General features: G+C 68.5%; 18 protein-coding genes and 1 tRNA gene. 13 read left to right on the top strand and 6 right to left on the bottom strand.

Annotation, left to right across the window (positions count from 1 at the left end):
- The 7 genes from GX015_RS05395 to GX015_RS05365 all read left to right on the top strand — a co-directional run.
- On the top strand, positions 1-742 hold a 742-nt coding region (locus GX015_RS05395), incomplete at its 5' end, for a MazG nucleotide pyrophosphohydrolase domain-containing protein (protein ID WP_291343385.1).
- A gap of 220 nt (positions 743-962) precedes the next feature.
- A complete protein-coding gene (locus tag GX015_RS05390) occupies positions 963-1,676 on the top strand; it encodes a lytic murein transglycosylase (protein ID WP_291343386.1) in 714 nt (237 codons plus the stop codon).
- Positions 1,677-1,822: 146 nt separating this feature from the next.
- Positions 1,823-3,103: a phosphopyruvate hydratase gene (gene eno, locus GX015_RS05385; RefSeq protein ID WP_291343383.1), complete on the top strand. Its 1,281-nt coding sequence runs from the start codon at positions 1,823-1,825 to the stop codon at positions 3,101-3,103.
- A gap of 139 nt (positions 3,104-3,242) precedes the next feature.
- Positions 3,243-3,794 (top strand): septum formation initiator family protein, encoded by a 552-nt coding sequence (locus tag GX015_RS05380; RefSeq protein ID WP_291343382.1) that lies wholly within the window; start codon positions 3,243-3,245, stop codon positions 3,792-3,794.
- A 136-nt stretch (positions 3,795-3,930) separates the two neighbouring features.
- Entirely contained in the window at positions 3,931-4,461 is a 531-nt protein-coding gene (locus GX015_RS05375) for a DUF501 domain-containing protein (RefSeq protein ID WP_291343380.1), read from the top strand.
- Positions 4,458-5,489, top strand: a complete 1,032-nt coding sequence (locus tag GX015_RS05370; protein WP_291343379.1) for a Ppx/GppA phosphatase family protein — start codon at positions 4,458-4,460, stop codon at positions 5,487-5,489. Before GX015_RS05375 ends, GX015_RS05370 begins: the two co-directional genes overlap by 4 nt.
- A gap of 96 nt (positions 5,490-5,585) precedes the next feature.
- Positions 5,586-5,659, top strand: a tRNA-Leu gene (locus tag GX015_RS05365).
- A gap of 65 nt (positions 5,660-5,724) precedes the next feature.
- On the opposite strand, the gene GX015_RS05360 is transcribed toward GX015_RS05365, so the two are convergent.
- The 4 genes from GX015_RS05360 to GX015_RS05345 all read right to left on the bottom strand — a co-directional run bounded on the left by GX015_RS05360 (position 5,725) and on the right by GX015_RS05345 (position 9,718).
- A complete protein-coding gene (locus GX015_RS05360; protein ID WP_291343377.1) occupies positions 5,725-6,789 on the bottom strand; it encodes an LPXTG cell wall anchor domain-containing protein in 1,065 nt (354 codons plus the stop codon).
- Between the two features lie 144 nt (positions 6,790-6,933).
- Entirely contained in the window at positions 6,934-7,437 is a 504-nt protein-coding gene (locus tag GX015_RS05355) for a hypothetical protein (RefSeq protein WP_291343376.1), read from the bottom strand.
- Between the two features lie 227 nt (positions 7,438-7,664).
- A complete protein-coding gene (locus GX015_RS05350; RefSeq protein ID WP_291343375.1) occupies positions 7,665-9,257 on the bottom strand; it encodes a succinic semialdehyde dehydrogenase in 1,593 nt (530 codons plus the stop codon).
- Between the two features lie 134 nt (positions 9,258-9,391).
- The gene (locus GX015_RS05345; RefSeq protein WP_291343374.1) at positions 9,392-9,718 is read right to left on the bottom strand and encodes a hypothetical protein; all 327 of its coding nucleotides are present in this window, start codon (positions 9,716-9,718) and stop codon (positions 9,392-9,394) included.
- A 251-nt stretch (positions 9,719-9,969) separates the two neighbouring features.
- Between GX015_RS05345 and GX015_RS05340 the strand changes: the two genes are divergently transcribed.
- The 3 genes from GX015_RS05340 (at position 9,970) to GX015_RS05330 (ending at position 12,733) form a co-directional block, all read left to right on the top strand.
- Complete coding sequence (locus tag GX015_RS05340; protein ID WP_291343370.1) at positions 9,970-10,836, top strand: Bax inhibitor-1/YccA family protein; 867 nt, start codon at positions 9,970-9,972, stop codon at positions 10,834-10,836.
- Positions 10,837-11,099: 263 nt separating this feature from the next.
- Entirely contained in the window at positions 11,100-12,533 is a 1,434-nt protein-coding gene (locus tag GX015_RS05335; protein WP_366926237.1) for an FAD/NAD(P)-binding oxidoreductase, read from the top strand.
- 20 nt (positions 12,534-12,553) lie between these two features.
- Positions 12,554-12,733 carry a hypothetical protein gene (locus GX015_RS05330; protein WP_291343366.1) on the top strand — a complete coding sequence of 60 codons (180 nt, stop codon included), beginning with the start codon at positions 12,554-12,556 and terminating at the stop codon, positions 12,731-12,733.
- 156 nt (positions 12,734-12,889) lie between these two features.
- Here the strand turns inward: GX015_RS05330 and greA are convergent, their stop codons facing one another.
- Together greA and GX015_RS05320 are read right to left on the bottom strand one after the other, a co-directional pair.
- A complete protein-coding gene (gene greA / locus GX015_RS05325; protein WP_291343364.1) occupies positions 12,890-13,396 on the bottom strand; it encodes a transcription elongation factor GreA in 507 nt (168 codons plus the stop codon).
- A 240-nt stretch (positions 13,397-13,636) separates the two neighbouring features.
- Positions 13,637-14,125 carry a DUF4307 domain-containing protein gene (locus GX015_RS05320; protein WP_291343362.1) on the bottom strand — a complete coding sequence of 163 codons (489 nt, stop codon included), beginning with the start codon at positions 14,123-14,125 and terminating at the stop codon, positions 13,637-13,639.
- Between the two features lie 106 nt (positions 14,126-14,231).
- Between GX015_RS05320 and mca the strand changes: the two genes are divergently transcribed.
- From mca to GX015_RS05305, 3 genes are all read left to right on the top strand, one after another.
- Positions 14,232-15,170 (top strand): mycothiol conjugate amidase Mca, encoded by a 939-nt coding sequence (mca, locus tag GX015_RS05315; RefSeq protein ID WP_291343360.1) that lies wholly within the window; start codon positions 14,232-14,234, stop codon positions 15,168-15,170.
- A 15-nt stretch (positions 15,171-15,185) separates the two neighbouring features.
- Positions 15,186-15,554, top strand: a complete 369-nt coding sequence (locus GX015_RS05310) for a hypothetical protein (protein ID WP_291343358.1) — start codon at positions 15,186-15,188, stop codon at positions 15,552-15,554.
- 211 nt (positions 15,555-15,765) lie between these two features.
- Positions 15,766-16,832, top strand: a 1,067-nt coding sequence (locus GX015_RS05305; protein ID WP_291343356.1) for a 3-deoxy-7-phosphoheptulonate synthase, incomplete at its 3' end; no start/stop codon positions are given.

Below are 16,832 nucleotides of genomic sequence, written 5' to 3'. Positions count from 1 at the left end.
GGCAGCCGAATCATCTCCGTCGTACGCGGCCACACCCGCGTCCGGTGGCGCCGCCTCCGCCGAAGCCGCGCGGTTCCCGAACCTGGCCGAGGCCATCGACGTGATGGCCGCCGCCCGCCGCACCGGCGAGTGGGAGGCCGGCCAGACCCACGCGAGCCTGCTGCCGTACCTGATCGAGGAGGCGTTCGAGTTCATCGACGCCGTCAACGAGGGCGGCGACATCGTCGGCGAATTGTCGGATCTGCTGCTGCAGGTGCTGTTCCAGGCGGAGGTCGCCGACGACTTCGACATCGACGACGTCGCCGCGGCGTTCGTGGACAAGATGCGCATGCGCAAGCCGTACCTGTTCGACGGCTCCCGCGATCTGGGCGAGGGCGCCGAGCTGATGCCGCTGGACGAGCAGGAGGCCGCGTGGTCCGCCGGCCGCGGTGGCCCGCGTTCGCAGCCCGCGCAGTACCTGCCGGCGCTGTCGCTGGCCGAGGAGGCCATTCGGCGCGCCCGCTCGTTGGGCATGTCCGATTCCGACATCCCCGTCGAGCTCATGTGCCCGACGCCGGGCCTGGAGCTGGAGTCCGGGTCGGAGGCGCGTACGCGATACGTCGCCCGCGAGTTCCTCGCGCACCTGGACGGCCTGGACGCCCCGGCGGCCGACGATTCCGCCGATGAACCCGCCGACGACTGGGATGCCCCGGCCGACGGCGGACCCGCCGACGAGTGGTCCGATTCGTCCGAAACGCCGTAATCATCTGGGCTTTCCACGTTGCGCGGCGTGATCCGTAGGATGGGCTCCCGTGTCCGACTTCGCTGATCCCCGTGGCGGCGGCCGACGCGGCGGTCGCCGCGACGTGCCGTCGTGGTCCGGCGATGCCCGCGGGAGGGGCGGCAAGGGCCGGAATGGCCGCAGATCCTCGGGGTGCGGGTGCCTGGGCTTCACGACGATCGCAGTCCTGGCCATCATCGCGATGATCGGGGCGATGACCATGTTCATGGGCCCGGTGCAGGCGCCGTTCACCAAGCAGCCGATCCCGGACAACGTCCCGCCGGCGACGGCCGAGGCGGCGCCGCGCATCGACGTCCACGCCCCCGGCCGCACGGCCGATCAGCTGGCGCAGTGGGCGCAGCCCATCGCCGAGGCGACCCGCATCCCGTCGGCGGCCGTGCGGGCCTACGGCAATGCCGAGGTCATCGCCGCCGAATCGTGGCCGGGGTGCCACCTGACGTGGAACACGCTGGCCGGCCTCGGCCAGGTGGAAACGCGCCACGGCACCTACACGGGCAATTGGATGAAGCCCGCCGAGATCCAGGCCGACGGCGTCGTCCGCCCGCCGATCGTCGGCGTGCCGCTCGACGGCTCCCCGGGGTTCGCGGAAATCAAGGACACCGACGGCGGCGCCCTCGACGGAGACGCCGAATTCGACCGCGCGGTGGGCCCGATGCAGTTCATCCCGGAGACGTGGAAGCGCCACGGCATCGACGCCTCCGGCGACGGCGTGGCCGATCCGCACAACATCGACGACGCCGCGGCGTCGGCCGCGCGCCTGCTCTGCTCCGGCGACCGCGATCTGGCCACCCCGGAAGGGTGGGCCGCGGCGGTCCGGTCGTACAACCAGTCGGAGCAATATCTGCGCGACGTCCGCGATGCGGCGGCGAATTACGCGCTGAACCAGTCGGCGTGACCCCGGTTTCGGGTGCGGCGGGCCCGTCGTCGTAAAGCGGCCCCCGTTCGGGGTTTCGGCCCGGGGTTCCCGTGGCGGCGCGATCCGCCCAAACGTGCCACAATCGAAGTCATACGGCCGGAAGGGTTCCGGCGGAAAGGTGACTTATGGCTGCCCCCATCATCGGACTGAACGCGCTCGAAATCCTTGACTCCCGCGGAAACCCGACCGTCGAGGTCGAGGTCGCCCTGGAAGACGGCTCCATCGGCCGCGCCATGGTGCCCTCCGGCGCCTCCACCGGCGAGCACGAGGCCTACGAGCTGCGCGACGGCGGCGACCGTTACCTGGGCAAGGGCTGCCAGAAGGCCGTCGACAACGTCCTCGAGGCGATTCAGGACGAGCTGGTCGGCGAGTTCGCCGACGACCAGCGCAAGATCGACAAGCTGATGATCGACCTGGACGGCACCCCGAACAAGAAGAACCTGGGCGCCAACGCCATCCTCGGCGTCTCCATGGCCGTCGCCGACGCCGCCGCGCAGTCCGCCGGCCTGGAGCTGTACCAGTACGTTGGCGGCCCGAACGGCCACGTCCTGCCGGTGCCGATGATGAACATCCTCAACGGTGGCGCCCACGCCGACTCCGGCGTCGACGTCCAGGAGTTCATGATCGCCCCGATCGGCGCCGAGTCCTTCTCCGAGGCCCTGCGCGTCGGCGCGGAGGTCTACCACTCGCTGAAGAAGGTCATCAAGGACAAGGGCCTGTCCACCGGCCTGGGCGACGAGGGCGGCTTCGCCCCGTCCGTCGACTCCACCCGTGCCGCGCTGGACCTGATCAACGAGGCCATCGAGGCCGCCGGCTACAAGCTGGGCGAGGACGTCGCGCTGGCGCTCGACGTCGCGTCGTCGGAGTTCTACGAGGACGGCGTGTACAACTTCGAGGGCGGCAAGCACTCCGCCGAGGAGATGGCCAAGGTCTACGGCGACCTCGTCGACGAGTACGCCATCGTGTCCATCGAGGACCCGCTGGACGAGAACGACTGGGACGGCTGGGTCGAGCTGACCAAGCAGATCGGCGACAAGGTACAGCTGGTCGGCGACGACTTCTTCGTCACCAACCCGGCCCGCCTGGCGGAGGGCATCGAGAAGAACGCCGCCAACGCCCTGCTGGTCAAGGTCAACCAGATCGGCACCCTGTCGGAGACCTTCGAGGCCGTCGCCGTCGCGCACAACAACGGCTACAAGTCGATGATGTCGCACCGTTCCGGCGAGACCGAGGACACCACCATCGCCGACCTGGCCGTCGCCCTGAACTGCGGCCAGATCAAGACCGGTGCCCCGGCCCGTTCCGAGCGCGTGGCCAAGTACAACCGCCTGCTGCGCATCGAGCAGCAGCTGGGCGACGCCGCGGTCTACGCCGGCCGCTCCGCGTTCCCGCGCTTCAAGAAGTAGGGCGCACCGGGCGCGAGCCCGGGACTTCCGCCCCGCTGCAAGACGGACGGGGCGGATAGGTGCAATTCGGCCGAAAAGGGGCCGGGTCGTTCGACGGCCCGGCCCCTTTCGCCGTGCCCCGCCGGGTATGATTCCGGGCATGGGAAAAACAGCGCGTGGCCGTCGAGTGCGAGGGGGCACCGCCGCGACCGCGTCGGATCGGCGGGGCGCCGGCGGGCTGGGGTCGTTGACGACTGGCCAGACGCTGATCATGGCCGGGCTGCTGGTGTTCTTGGTGCTGACGTTGGCCATGCCGCTGCGGACCTTCGCCGAACAGCGCGCCGAACTGGCGGAGACCAGGGAGAACATCGCGCGGATGGAGGAACGCACCCGCGAGCTGCAGGCGGAGAAGGACCGGTTCTCCGACCCGGGGTACATCAAGGAACAGGCGCGCATCCGTCTGGGCCTGGTGGAGGAGGGGGAGACCCCGTTCCGCATCATCGACCCGGCGCTGGGCCCCGTGACCGGGGACGATCCGGTGGGGGAGGAGCCCCTGCCGACGAAGTCCTGGTATGAGCAGCTGTGGGATTCGGTGTCGCTGCCGCCGGAGGAGGAGAAGCCCGCCAACCCTGCCCGTGACGAGGCGACTCGCCCCGACAGGTTGCCGACGGTCCCGGAGCAGGCGCCCGAACCGGCTCCCGAAGCCGGCTAACCGCCTCTGAACCGGTAAGGTGACCATTCGGCCGGCTCCTTTCGGGGCGCGGCCGTAGTCGTCGTAAAGCAAGTTCTTATTTGAAATGCCCGTGAATCGCCCCCGCCGAGCGCGGGCGGGGACAGGAGGATCCGCCATGAACGTTGACCCCGCAGATCTGGAGGCGGTGGCCGCGCAGCTCGGCCGCACCCCGCGAGGCGTGCTGGAGATCTCCTACCGGTGCCCGGACGGCGCGCCCGGCGTGGTGAAGACCGCCCCGCGGCTCGACGACGGCACCCCGTTCCCGACGCTGCACTACTTGACGGACCCGCGGCTGACCGCCGAGGCGTCGCGGCTCGAGGTCGCGGGCGTCATGCGGGACATGTCTCGGCGTCTGCAGGAGGACGAGGAGCTGGCCGCGGATTACCGCGCCGCCCACGAGCATTACCTGCGCGAGCGCAACGCCATCGAGGACTTGGGCACCGATTTCTCCGGCGGCGGCATGCCTGACCGGGTGAAATGCCTGCACGTGCTCATCGCCTACGCGCTGGCGGAGGGCCCGGATCACTTCCGCCTGGGCACCGAGTCGGTGGCGCTGGCGGCCGAGGGCACCGGCCTGCGCGGCACGGCGATCCCGGAGGATTGGCCCACGTGCGCCGAGCTCGGCATCGAGAGGGGCGACGGATGACCCGCTTCGGGGCCGTGGACTGCGGCACGAACTCGATCCGCATGCTCATCACCGACGTCCGCCGCGGCGACGACCGCGTGCTGGAGCTGACCGAGCTGCACCGCGTGATGGAGATCGTCCGGCTGGGCGAGGGCGTCGACGCGACCGGCCGTCTCGCCGACGCGGCGCTGCAGCGCGTGCGCGAGGCCCTGACCCGGTACGCGGCGCTGATGCGCGCCGAGGGCGTCGAGGCGGTGCGCATGGTGGCGACGTCGGCGTCGCGCGACGCGTCCAACCGCGACGAATTCTTCGCCATGACCCGCGAGCTCCTCGCGGACTGGGGCGCGGAGGCGCAGGTCATCTCCGGCGACGAGGAGGCCGCACTGTCCTTCCGCGGGGCGGTCGACGACCTGCACCCGGAGGAGGGCCCGTTCTGCGTCATCGACGTCGGCGGCGGGTCGACGGAGGTTATCGTCGGCGATTACGACGGCACCGTCCATGGCGCGTTGTCCGTGCCGATGGGCAGCGTCCGCCTGACGGAGCGCTTCCTGGTGGATTCCCCGCCGAGGCCCGCCCAGGTCGAGGCCGCCCGCCGGTACGTGGCCGAGCAGTGCGAACGCGTGCGCGAGGCCGTGCCCGTCGCGGGCGCCCGCACCATCGTCGGTTGCGCGGGCACGTACACCACGCTGTCGGCGCTGGCGCAGGGCCTGGAGACCTACGATCCCTCGGCAATCCACCTGTCCACGCTGCGATTCACCGCGCTGCGGTCGCTGAACCAGTCGGTGCTGGCCACCGATCGCCGCACGCTCGCCGAGAACCCCGTCATGCACCCGGGCCGCGCCGACGTCTTCGCGGGCGGCGTGCTGGTCATCGACGGCCTTATGGACATGTTCGAGGCCGCCGCGGCCGACGCCAAGTCCCGCGAAAAGGGCAAGGACCGGGGCTCGCGCAATGCGGCGCCCCTGGAGTTCCACGTCAGCGAGAAGGATATCCTGGACGGCATCGTCGCCGGACTGGTCGACGAGAAGCTGGCCCGCGCGGAGCAGTAGCGCCGCACGTGGGGTCCCCGCCGCCGTCACGGCGAGCCGGGGCCCGGCTTCTTCTTGCTTTGCGACGTCGCCGCGCGGCGCGTGGGACGTCGTCAAGCCCCCGTGGCCCAATTGGCAGAGGCAGCGGACTTAAAATCCGCGAGTTGCGAGTTCGAGTCTCGCCGGGGGCACCGATGGGAAAACCCCGGGCCGGTGGATGATCACCGGCCCGGGGTTTCGCCGTCAGTGCGCGGGGCTACTTGGTGCGGTTGCGGCGAACCAGGTAGGCGCCGCCGGCGATGGCGGCTCCGGCCACGGCGATCAGGCCGACCACGGACACGCCGGTCTTGGCCAGCGAGCCCCCGCCGGAGCCGCCCGAGGTCGGGGGCTTCGGAGTGGCGGGCTGGGCGCCGGGCTTGGTCGACGTCGACGGCTTTGCGCTGCCCGAAGGTTTGGTGCTGCCCGAAGGTTTGGTGCTGCCCGAAGGTTTGGTGCTGCCGGACGGCTTCGTCGAGGATGACGGTTTGGGACCGCCACCGGGCTTGGTGGACTCGGACGGCTTGCTCGGGTCGGTGGATTCCGACGGCTTGGTCGACTCGGAGGGCTTCGTCGACTCGGACGGGTCGGTGGACGACGGGGGACTGCTCGGGTCCGTCGATGCCGGCGGAGTATCCGACTCGCGCTTGTTCGCGATCGCCCACACGTTCTCGGTGCCATTGCCCAGCGGGTACACGAGTTCCTGGGCTTCCGGGTCGGGGTTGCCCTCGGCGTCGGTGGCCACGACGTCCCAGCCATCCTCCGTGCCCGTCCAGGTGAACCGGGCATCGGTCAAGTCGAAGTCGCCGGGCGCCTGCGTCTCGCGGTAGGTGAACTTGGCCAAGGGGCCGCCGTTGTCGGCGTCCCACGCCTCGACCTTTTCGCCGGTCTTCCGGTAGGTGACTTCCTCGTCCACGAGGGTGCAGCCGGGCGCCGCGAGATCGTTCTTGAGCACGATTTCGTGGCTTCCTTCTTGCGCCACCCCACCGTTCTCCTGCAGGTCGATGTCCCTGACGATGAATCCCTCGGAAGCGTCGAGGGGGAAAGTCACGTGCATGTAGTCGCCGAGGCGGGTGCAGGTCCAATCCGGCTCGCCGTTTTGCGTCGTGCAGGAGGTGCCGCTCCAGAACGCGCCGGCGATGACCTCGCCGGTCTGATCATCGACGACGACGAAGCGGGGCGAGCGGTAGCCTTCGTAGGTCAGCTTGTCTTCTTCGGTCCCCACGGGGCCCTCGATGGGGCCGGAGCATTCGACGGGCAGCTCGAGCATCATCCCATTGCGCATGACGTATCCGTCGCCATCGACGATTTCCCATGAGTCGGGGCCATTCGGCTGGATGATGACGGTATCCGGCAGTGCACCGCAGCGGGAAGGCACCTTTGTGGGAGACAGGACCAGGCGGCCGGTGGCGCGCTGATTCGCCTCATCTCAGTTCGGGTAGTAGGGGAGTTGCTGGCGCAATGTGTTGGAGCTCGCGTCAATTGCGAATGGGCCGTTCGGATCCCCGGTCCAGGTCCCGTCATCGGAACGTTGCTGCATCGCGATGTCGTACTCCGAACCGCCGATGCTCTGGCACGTGTTCGAATCGAGGACACGGAAGTACGGGTTCTCGACGACGACGATTTCCGGGGTGACTTCCTCCGCCTGCAATTCCGCCGTCGGCTCATCGTCGGCATTCGCGGCTCGTGCTCCCGCCGATCGTTCGGGGGCTTCCGGAGCCGCAGGTTCCGGCGTCCTGGCGGCGGACTCGTCGTCGCGCTGCTCCGCGACCGGATCCTCCGCCTCTTCGGCGACCTCCTCGATGACGGTGTCGGTCTCCGTGATCGTCGTGGTGTCGGAGACGTCGTCGGAATCTTGGGCGACCGCAAATGGGGTGCCCAATGCGACGAGCAGCGTGGTGGCCGCCACTGCCATCGTGGTTCGAATACGCATTCCCGCTCCTTGGTTTGGAGTTATCGGCGTTAGCCGTTTGTCGTGAAGTCTATTTGGCGGTTTGCGGAATTTTCAGAAAAGTGAATATGGCCACCTGCTGGAATCGTTGGGGAATCGCGATTGTGCGCGATTGCGGAATTGTGGCGGTGAATCTCCCTATGGGTTGTTTGGCATGAAAAACGGGCCAACCCAAAGGGGCTGGCCCGTTGAGCGGGGAGAATTCCGCCTTACGGCAGCACGCCGAACTTCTTGCCCAGCTTCAGCGCGGTGGTGAAGACCTTCGCGTAGGTCTCGCGCTCGAGTGCCGGCATCGAAATCGGGGTCACCCGCTGGACTGTCACGGTCTGCGGATCCGTGTACTTGAGCAGGCCGCCGCCGGACTGGCGGTAGCCGACGCCGGATTCCTTGAAGCCGCCCATCGGGGCGTCGAGGGAGGCGAAGGTCGCGGCGAAACCGTCGTTGACGTTGACTGACCCCGCCTGAATCTTCGGCGCCAGCTCCTTGGCGCGCGACGGCGAGCACCACAGCGAGGCGTTGAGGCCGTAGCGGGAATCATTGGCGCGGCGGATGCCCTCTTCCGCGTCGGAGACGCGATGAACGACGACGACCGGGCCGAAGACCTCCTCGGTGAGCAGCTCGACGCCCTCGGGGACGTCGGCCAGGACGGTCGGCTCATAGAACAGCGGTCCCAGGTCGGGGCGGGCACGACCGCCGGCGAGCACGGTGGCCCCGGCTTCGACGGCGTCGTGGACCATCTTCTGCACGATGTCGAACTGGCCCTGCGACTGCAGCGACCCCATCTCCACCTCCCAGCCGTACCCGGCGCCGAGGCTCATGGCCTTGGTCCGGTCGGCGAAGGCGGGGACGAACTCGTCCCACACGGCGTCGGCGACGTAGATTCGCTCGATGGACACGCACAGGTGGCCGGAGTTGGTGAAACACGCGATTCGGGCGCCCTCGACGGCGGCCTTGACGTTGGCGTCCTCGGCGACGATCAGCGGGTTCTTGCCGCCGAGTTCGGCGGAGAAGCCGATCAGCCGCTCGCCGCACTGCTTGGCCAGGGACTTGCCGGTTTCGGAGGACCCGGTGAACATCAGGTAGTCGGCGTTGGCCACGATCGCCTGGCCGACGACGGAGCCGGGGCCGGGCACGACCTGCATGACGTCTTCCGGCAGGCCGGCGCGGTACAGCAGGTCGACGGCCATCAGAGCGGAGAACGGGGTGGTGGAGTCCGGCTTGAGCACGATGCCGTTGCCCGCCATGATCGCGGCGACGGCGTCGGAAATCGCCAGCGTCAGCGGGTAGTTCCACGGGCTGATCACGCCGACGACGCCCTTGGGATGGTGGTGGACGGTCGTGTTGGACAGCACGGGCAGTGCGCCGTGCGCCTTGGTCGGCTTCAGCAGTGCGTCGGCCTGGTTGCCGAAGTAGCGGGCGGTGATGGCGACGTGCAGCACCTCCTCGTAGGCGGAGGCGCGGTTCTTGCCCGTTTCGGCCTGCACGACGTCCATAAGCTGGTCCTGGTGGGTGAGCACCAGGTCATGGAAGCGGTGCAGGACCTCGCGGCGGGAGTTGACGGGGATGCGGGCCCATGCGGCCTGCGCGAAGCGTGCGCGTTCGAAGGCGCGCTCGACGTCGGCGGCGTCGCCCACGGGAATGTCGGCCAGCGCCTCGCCGGTGAAGGGGGAGGAGATGGTGCGGGTGTCCGACCCCGCGACGGACGCCCGCTTCAGCAGTCGTTCGACGAGCTCGGGCGTCAGGGGATTGCGGATGTCCTGCGCGCCGGTGGCGCGGTCGGTGGCGGTGGTGGTCGCGTTCATGGCCGCGATCGTACGCGGCGGTGGCGGCTCACGGGCCGTTTCGCTTGACGACGGCCGGCGCCCCCGTGACCGCACGCTCCTTCGGAAAGGGACGGGCCGCAGAGACGGCCCGCGCCTTCGCGACCGGGCGAGCCTCAGTTGTCGGTGTAGCCCAGTCGGCGGCTGCGATCGGGGTCGCGGTTGCCGTGCTCCCCGAATTCGAAGGGCTCCTGGCCATCGACGTCGCCGTAGCGCATCTCCGGATCCACGTCCGGATCGTCGTCGGGATCGATGTCGGGCTTCTCCTCGGCGAGCCGCCGATCGAGGGTGTCATGGGGCTCGGCCCCGCGCCACCGGTCCGGCGGATCCATCACGTAGTTCTCGCCGTCGCCGGTCATGTGGTCCGCATCGAGGCCCTCGGATCCGTCGAGGGTGTTCTCGTCGAAGTCGCCAGTGGTGTCGGCATCGTAATCGCCGGCCATGTCGTCCTCCTCTTCGTTCAGTTGTGATCGACTGTTTTCGTCGTCGTCGGCGCCGTTTCGTCAGTCGCCGCGTTCGCGGGGGCGCCGGTTCTTTCGGCACCTTGATCGTACCCCTCGGCGGAGCCGATCCGGAGGGGAATCTCCGGCTGCGAAAACGTGCGGGATCGGGAACAATCCCGGGGGTTCGACCGTTATACGTCTCGTAAGGCAACTCATACTCGGCCGTTAAGAAGGCCGGAAGGAAGGACGACGTGCGCGAAAGCAGTAACCCCGCATTCAGCTCGCTCACCAAGACCGTCGCCCGCGGCCAGGCCGGCGCCCACCACTACGGGCAGCAGCAGTACGGCCCGGGCGGTTACGGCCAGGACCAGTACGGTCAGGATCCGTACGGGCAGGGCCAGTACGGCGCTCCGCAGCAGGCGCAGAATGTTCGCCCGATGACGGTCGACGACGTCGTGTCAAAGACCGGCATCACCCTGGCGGTCATCGTCGCGTTCGCGGCGGTCAACTTCGCCATCGCCTCGTTCGTCAGCTTGGGCCTGGCCATGATCCTCACCATCGTCGGCGCGATCGGCGGCCTGGTGATGGTGCTCATCTCCACGTTCGGCAAGAAGTACGGCTCCGCCCCGATCACCCTGGGCTACGCCGCGCTGGAGGGCCTGTTCGTCGGTGGCGTCAGCTTCATGTTCGCCGGCTTCGAGGTCGCCGGCGCCAACGGTTTCGGCCTGATTTCGCAGGCGGTCATCGCGACCATCGGCGTCTTCGCGGGCATGCTGTGGGTCTACAAGTCGGGCGCCATCCGCGTCACCCCGAAGTTCACCCGGTTCATGACCGCCGCGCTCATCGGCGTGCTGGTCCTGGCCCTGGGCAACCTGCTGCTGGCCGTGTTCGGCATCGGCTCCCCGCTGCGCGACGGCGGCCCGATCGCCATCATCTTCTCGCTGGTGTGCATCGGTCTGGCGGCGTTCAGCTTCCTGCTCGACTTCGATCAGGCCGACAAGCTGGTCCGCGCCGGCGCGCCCGCCAACTACGCCTGGGGCGTCGCCCTCGGCCTGGCGGTCACCCTGGTCTGGCTGTACATCGAGATCCTTCGCCTGCTGTCCTACTTCAGGGACTAGCCACGCGGCGGTGATCTGCCGCCCACGGGCGACATGAAAGAAGGGCCCCGGTTTTCACCGGGGCCCTTTCGCATGCCATCTCGCCGAACGGGGGGACCGGGAACCGTCGTCGACCCCCGGAAGGGCGCCCTCGGAAAATTGGACCATTGCCAGCACCGAAGCTCGGGCGTAACGTGGGTCATACCAAATACCCAATGGGGTATCGGCAGTGCTTCGGTGAAAGGAGCGGGACGATGGCCAGGACGGTCATTCTCGGGGCAGGGGTGAGCGGGCACACTGCCGCGCAGCATCTGACCCGCGCATTGAAGGGGACCGACCATGAGGTGGTCGTGATCTCCCCGAACAAGCAGTGGAACTGGATTCCCTCCAACATCTGGGTGGGCACCGGTTCAATGGAGGGAAAGAAGGTCGTGTTCGACCTGCCTCCCGTCTATGAGAAGATGGGCGCGAAGTTCCACCAGGCCAAGGCGACGGGCATCCACCCCGAAGGGGACGGCTCGAGGGGCCCGTTCGTCACCTACGAGCGCGTCGATGCCGGCCATGAAGGCGAACTCGGGAAAATCGAGTACGACTACCTGATCAACGCCACCGGTCCGCGCCTGACCTTTGACGCGACCCCGGGACTCGGCCCGGACGGCGGGGGAAACTCCCTGTCGGTGTGCACCAAGGATCACGCCGTGCATTGCGCCGCGGAACTGACGGCGCTCATCGACGAGATGAAGACCACCGGGCGACGGGCGACCCTCGTCGTCGGAATGGGCCATGGCACGTGCACGTGCGAGGGAGCCGCCTTCGAGTACGTGTTCAACGTCGATCATGAGCTGCGCCGCGCGGGCGTGCGCGAGCAGGCGGATCTCGTCTACCTGACCAACGAGGCGGAGCTCGGCGACTTCGGCGTCGGCGGAATGCGCTTCACCGACAACGGGTACCTCACCGAATCCCGACTGTGGACCGAGTCGCTCTTCCGCGAGCGCGGCGTCCACGCCATCGTCGGCGCCGGCGTCAAGGAGGTGCAGCCGGGACTGGTGAAGTACGAAAGCCTCGATGGTTCGATGCACGAGCTCGCCTTCGACTTCGCGATGCTCCTGCCGCCGTTCACCGGCGTTCCGCTGAAGGCGACCGGCGCGGATGGGCGCGACATGTTCGATGAGCTGTTCGCCCCGAACGGAATGATGAAGGTCGACGCACGCTACGGCGTCGAAGATCCCGGCCAGTGGCGAGCGGACGATTGGCCGGAGACCTATCGAAGCCCCGCGTTCGACAACATCTGGGCCGTGGGCATCGCGTTCGCCCCGCCGCACGCGATTTCGCAGCCTCGGATCACGCCCAACGGCACCAAGATCGCGCCGTCCCCGCCGCGCACGGGAATGCCATCGGGCGTGATGGGCCGTGAAGCGGCGCTGACCATCGCGGATCGGATCCTCAGCCCGGAAACGGCCGAGGAGCGGAAGGCGTCGCTGGCCCGGATGGGCGCCGCCTGCGTCGCCTCCACGGGCGTCGGAATGCGGGCGGGTTCCGCCGCATCGATGCTCATGCATCCCGTCGTCCCGGACTTCGAGACGTACCCGGAAACCGGCCGCTCCAAGAAGACCACCGGCGAGATCGGGCTCGGCGGGCACTGGGTGAAGCTGATGCTCCATTACATGTTCCTGTGGAAGGCCCGCCACCGCCCATTCTGGTTCCTCATCCCCGAGTAAACGGAAAGGATGCAAGCACGATGAACGATCACGAGACCTTCGAACCCACGGACGCGGCGTCGATCGAGGTGCGCAAGCGCATCGGCCAGGCGCCCAAGCCGACCAAACGCACGCTGTTCCTTCGCCAGTTCACCCCGTTGCAGCTGGTGAAGGCGGGCAGGTTCAGCGCGCTCATCATGAGCGTCGTCAACGCCCACTGATCCCCGGCGGCCACGTCGGGCGGCCCCTCGACGGGGAGGCCGGCCGTCGAAAAGCGAATCGGGGCAATGCGAAAGCGGCGGAGGAATCTTCCTCCGCCGCTCTTCTCCATGCCGGCCGGCGCCAGCGTTCCGCCATCCCGGGGATGGCGCCGGAAACTAGTCCTGGAACTCCGGGTCGTACGGCTCCGCCTTGATCAGCGTGACCTCGACGTCGTCGCCCGTGGGGGACTTGTACGTGCGGGTCTCGCCCTCCTTGGCGCCGACGAGCGCGCGGCCCAGCGGCGAATCCGTGGAGTAGGTCTCCAGGTTCGGGTTGGAGGAATCCGCGCCGCGGGTGCCGATGAGGAAGGTCTCCTTGTCGTCCTCGTCGCCGTCGTAGTAGACGTGCACGACGGTGCCGACCAACGCGACGCCCGACTCCTGCGGGGTCTCGCCGACGGTGGCGCGCTGCAGCAGGTCCTCGAGGTAGCGGATGCGCGCCTCCTCCTGGCCCTGCTGCTCGCGGGCGGCGTCGTAACCGGCGTTCTCCTTCAGGTCGCCCTCTTCGCGTCGCTCGTTGATCTCGGCGGCGATGATCGGGCGGTTCTCGTACAGGGCGTCGAGCTCGGACTTGAGCTTGTCGTAGGACTCCTGCGTGAGCCACGGGTTGTTGGAGTCGGTCATGGTGCCTCCTTGGTCTGCATCGCCGTCCGACGGGTCGTCGATCGGCGGAAAAAGCTGGCGTGGCCAGCCCGGAATATGAAAAATCGGCCCCAGCCGGGGCCGTGAACGGGGTCAGGATACCACCGTGGGGTCACGCTGCGTTAACCGGCCCGCCGTATTGCCGGGCGCGCCCCGAAATGAAGGGGAGCGCCGTTCACCCGAGGGGGGCCGGGTGTTGCCCGGCCCTGCGCCGCGTTTGCTTTACGACGCCTTCGTGTCCAGGAACGACGGGATCTCGGTGGAGCAGCCGTAGACGTCACCGGCCACGGCCTGCTCGCGAGTCTGGATGGGCACGTCCATGCGCACCGTCGACGGGCCGCCCGCCGGGATGAAGACGTCGCGGCGGCCGACCTCGGCGACGTCGTAGTTGAGGGCGTAGATGACGCAGTACGCGTCGAGCGAGGGATCCTCGCGGGTGACGTCCAGGGTGAAGATGAAGACGTCGTCCTCGCGGCCCTCCTCGCGCGCCCAGCCGGCCTGGCTGGCGGAGACGTCCGGGGCGGACACCCGGTTCATCTGCACGAAGATGTAGGCCGCCGCCACGATGAGCACCCCTACGATGCCCACGACGATGAGCTTGCCCGGCAGCCGCCGGTTCGTGTCGCCGTACCGTGCGCTGCGCGCCGCGCCGGTCGCTCGATCGTCGCGACCGCGACCGCGGTCGGCGTTGGGTGCCTTCGTGTCCGACATGCCCCCAACTGTATCGGACCGGGCCCCGCCACCCGCGTCGGGGGCGCGAAACGGGCCCCGTAGAATGGGGGAAACCGGAGCAGATCCCCGGTCGGAAGGAAGGCGCATGAGTCTGCGTTTGATGGCGGTCCACGCCCACCCCGACGACGAGTCGAGCAAGGGTGCGGCGACGATGGCGCGGTACGCGTCGGAGGGCCACGAGGTCATGGTCGTCACCCTCACCGGTGGCGAACGGGGGAGCATCCTCAACCCGGCGATGGAACGACCGGAAGTCCTCGAGAACATCGCGGAAGTCCGCGTCGCGGAAATGGCGGAGGCCGCGCGGATTCTGGGGGTGCAGCACCGCTGGCTGGGCTTCGTCGACTCGGGGCTGCCCTCGGGGTCGCCGACGCCGGTGCTCCCGGACGGCTGCTTCGCCCGGGAGAACGTGGAGGACGCGGTCAAGCCGCTGATCCGCGAGATCCGCGCGTTCCGCCCGCACGTGCTGATCACCTACGACGAAAACGGCGGCTACCCGCACCCGGACCACATCATGACGCACATCATTTCCGTGCGCGCCTGGACCGAGGCGGCCGCAGACGTCTACCCGGAGCTCGGGGAGCCGTGGGAGATCAAGAAGATGTACTACACCCACGGTTTCGTCCGCCGGCGCCTGCTGGCGCTCGACTCGTACTACGTCGAGCGCGACCTGCCCAGCCCCCTGGGCGAGCCGCTGAAACGCTGGGTCTCCACCCGCGGCGACATCATGGAGCGCGTGACCACGCAGATCCCGTGCGCCGATTTCTTCGACGCCCGCGACGACGCGCTGCGCGCGCACGCCACCCAGATCGATCCCAACGGGCCGTTCTTCGCGGTGCCCTCCGACGTGCAGCGTAGAGTGTGGCCGACGGAGGAATTCGAGTTGGCGCGCACCCGGGTGCGCACCTCCCTGCCGGAAGATGACCTGTTCGCGGGCATCGAACCGGACGAAGGCCCGAGTGATGGTGCCCCACGAGACGATGCTCCGAGAAATGGATCCGCGGCCGCCGATGCCGCAGAGCATTAAGGAATGAAGGCTGACATGCCCCAGGCAATGGAAATCTGGAACGCCGCCGCGGCGGAGGCCGCCGCCGGCGTGACTCTGCTGGCGCAGAACCCGGTCGGCCCGATGGGCGCCGACTTCGGCAAGGCGTCGCCGATCGGTCTGCTGATGATCGTGCTGTTGCTCGTGATCATCCTGATCCTCGGCTTCGACCTGTCGCGCCGCATGAAGCGCATGCGCCGCCGCCGCGCGTTCGCGGAGGAGCATGGCATGGACCCGTTCGACGTCGAGGCGATCGACCGCGCGATGGCCGGTCATGAGCGTTCCGGCGGCGTCGATGGCGAGGCCATCGTCGAGGACCGCTTCTCGGGGGAGCCCGAATTGCGGGAACGTCGTTCCAAGGATTAGGATTTGTGACGTGCGCAACTGGCGATTTTATTTTATGAGGGGCTCCGGCAGCTGACCCCGTCAGTCCTGCATCCCTGAAATCGCCACGCGCACGCCGGAGCCCCGAAGGCAGCACCCGTTTCCCGGGTAGCTGCCTTTCGTCGTATCCGGCCCCTTGCCGGAGGGCGGCGACCGGCGCAGACAACCAACGAATCCCCGAAAGGCCCTGGCCATGACGCCCCCGACCTCCCTGGAAAACCCGGCTTCGACTTCGAACAAGCGCGTCGTCGCGTTCCACGATCTGCCGTCCCCCGCGCAGTTGCTTTCCGACGTCCCGCTCGGCGAGGAACTGGCCAATGACGTGGAGGTGGCCCGCCGGGCCATCGCCGACGTCATCGCCAACGAAGATGACCGTCTCCTCGTCGTCGTCGGCCCGTGCTCGGTGCACGATCCGGAGGCCGCCGTCGATTACGCCCGCCGCTTGAAGGCCGTCGCCGACGAGCTGAAGGACGACCTGCTCGTCGTCATGCGCGTGTACTTCGAGAAGCCTCGCACCACGGTGGGCTGGAAGGGCCTGATCAACGACCCGCACATGGACGGCTCCTTCGCCATCCTCGACGGCCTGCGCATGGCCCGCGAGCTGCTCATCGAGGTCCTGCAGGTCGGCCTGCCGGTCGGCGCGGAGTTCCTGGAGCCCAACAGCCCGCAGTACATCGCCGACGCGGTGGCGTGGGGCGCGATCGGCGCCCGCACGACGGAGTCGCAGGTGCACCGCCAGCTGGCGTCGGGCCTGTCCATGCCCATCGGTTTCAAGAACGGCACCGACGGCAACGTCCAGGTCGCCGTGGATTCGCTGGTTTCCGCCGCGAACCCGCACTTCTTCTTCGGCATGAACGACGACGGCGGCGCGGCGGTCGTGGAGACCGCCGGAAACGCCAACTGCCACATCATCCTGCGCGGCGGCACGAAGGGCCCGAACTACGACGCGGAGTCCGTCGCCGACGCGAAGGCCCGGCTGGAGAAGTCCGGTCTGCCGCGCAGCCTGATGGTCGACGCCAGCCACGCGAACTCCGGCAAGTCGGAGGTCCGCCAGGCCGAGGTCGTCCGCGAGATCGCGGAGCAGATCGCCTCGGGCGACGACGGCATCGACGGCATCATGGTCGAGTCCTTCATCGAGGCCGGCAACCAGAAGGTGGTCAACGGCCGCGAGGGCCTGACCTACGGCCAGTCCGTCACCGACGCCTGCATCGACTGGGGCACCACGGACACCCTGCTTCACGAGCTCGCGGAGGCCGTCCG

Source organism: Corynebacterium sp. (genome assembly GCF_012837295.1).
Lineage (GTDB): Bacteria > Actinomycetota > Actinomycetes > Mycobacteriales > Mycobacteriaceae > Corynebacterium.
This window is presented reverse-complemented; position numbering and strand designations above follow the sequence as displayed.

Excerpts from the sequence above, each read along its gene's own strand:
- mca (WP_291343360.1), top strand. The coding sequence starts at position 14,232 with ATGAGTCTGCGTTTGATGGCGGTCCACGCCCACCCCGACGACGAGTCG.
- GX015_RS05345 (WP_291343374.1), bottom strand. The coding sequence starts at position 9,718 with ATGGCCGGCGATTACGATGCCGACACCACTGGCGACTTCGACGAGAAC.
- GX015_RS05375 (WP_291343380.1), top strand. The coding sequence starts at position 3,931 with ATGAACGTTGACCCCGCAGATCTGGAGGCGGTGGCCGCGCAGCTCGGC.
- GX015_RS05380 (WP_291343382.1), top strand. The coding sequence starts at position 3,243 with ATGGGAAAAACAGCGCGTGGCCGTCGAGTGCGAGGGGGCACCGCCGCG.
- GX015_RS05320 (WP_291343362.1), bottom strand. The coding sequence starts at position 14,125 with ATGTCGGACACGAAGGCACCCAACGCCGACCGCGGTCGCGGTCGCGAC.
- GX015_RS05370 (WP_291343379.1), top strand. The coding sequence starts at position 4,458 with ATGACCCGCTTCGGGGCCGTGGACTGCGGCACGAACTCGATCCGCATG.
- eno (WP_291343383.1), top strand. The coding sequence starts at position 1,823 with ATGGCTGCCCCCATCATCGGACTGAACGCGCTCGAAATCCTTGACTCC.
- GX015_RS05330 (WP_291343366.1), top strand. The coding sequence starts at position 12,554 with ATGAACGATCACGAGACCTTCGAACCCACGGACGCGGCGTCGATCGAG.
- GX015_RS05350 (WP_291343375.1), bottom strand. The coding sequence starts at position 9,257 with ATGAACGCGACCACCACCGCCACCGACCGCGCCACCGGCGCGCAGGAC.
- GX015_RS05355 (WP_291343376.1), bottom strand. The coding sequence starts at position 7,437 with ATGCGTATTCGAACCACGATGGCAGTGGCGGCCACCACGCTGCTCGTC.
- greA (WP_291343364.1), bottom strand. The coding sequence starts at position 13,396 with ATGACCGACTCCAACAACCCGTGGCTCACGCAGGAGTCCTACGACAAG.
- GX015_RS05310 (WP_291343358.1), top strand. The coding sequence starts at position 15,186 with ATGCCCCAGGCAATGGAAATCTGGAACGCCGCCGCGGCGGAGGCCGCC.
- GX015_RS05360 (WP_291343377.1), bottom strand. The coding sequence starts at position 6,789 with ATGCGCAATGGGATGATGCTCGAGCTGCCCGTCGAATGCTCCGGCCCC.
- GX015_RS05390 (WP_291343386.1), top strand. The coding sequence starts at position 963 with ATGATCGGGGCGATGACCATGTTCATGGGCCCGGTGCAGGCGCCGTTC.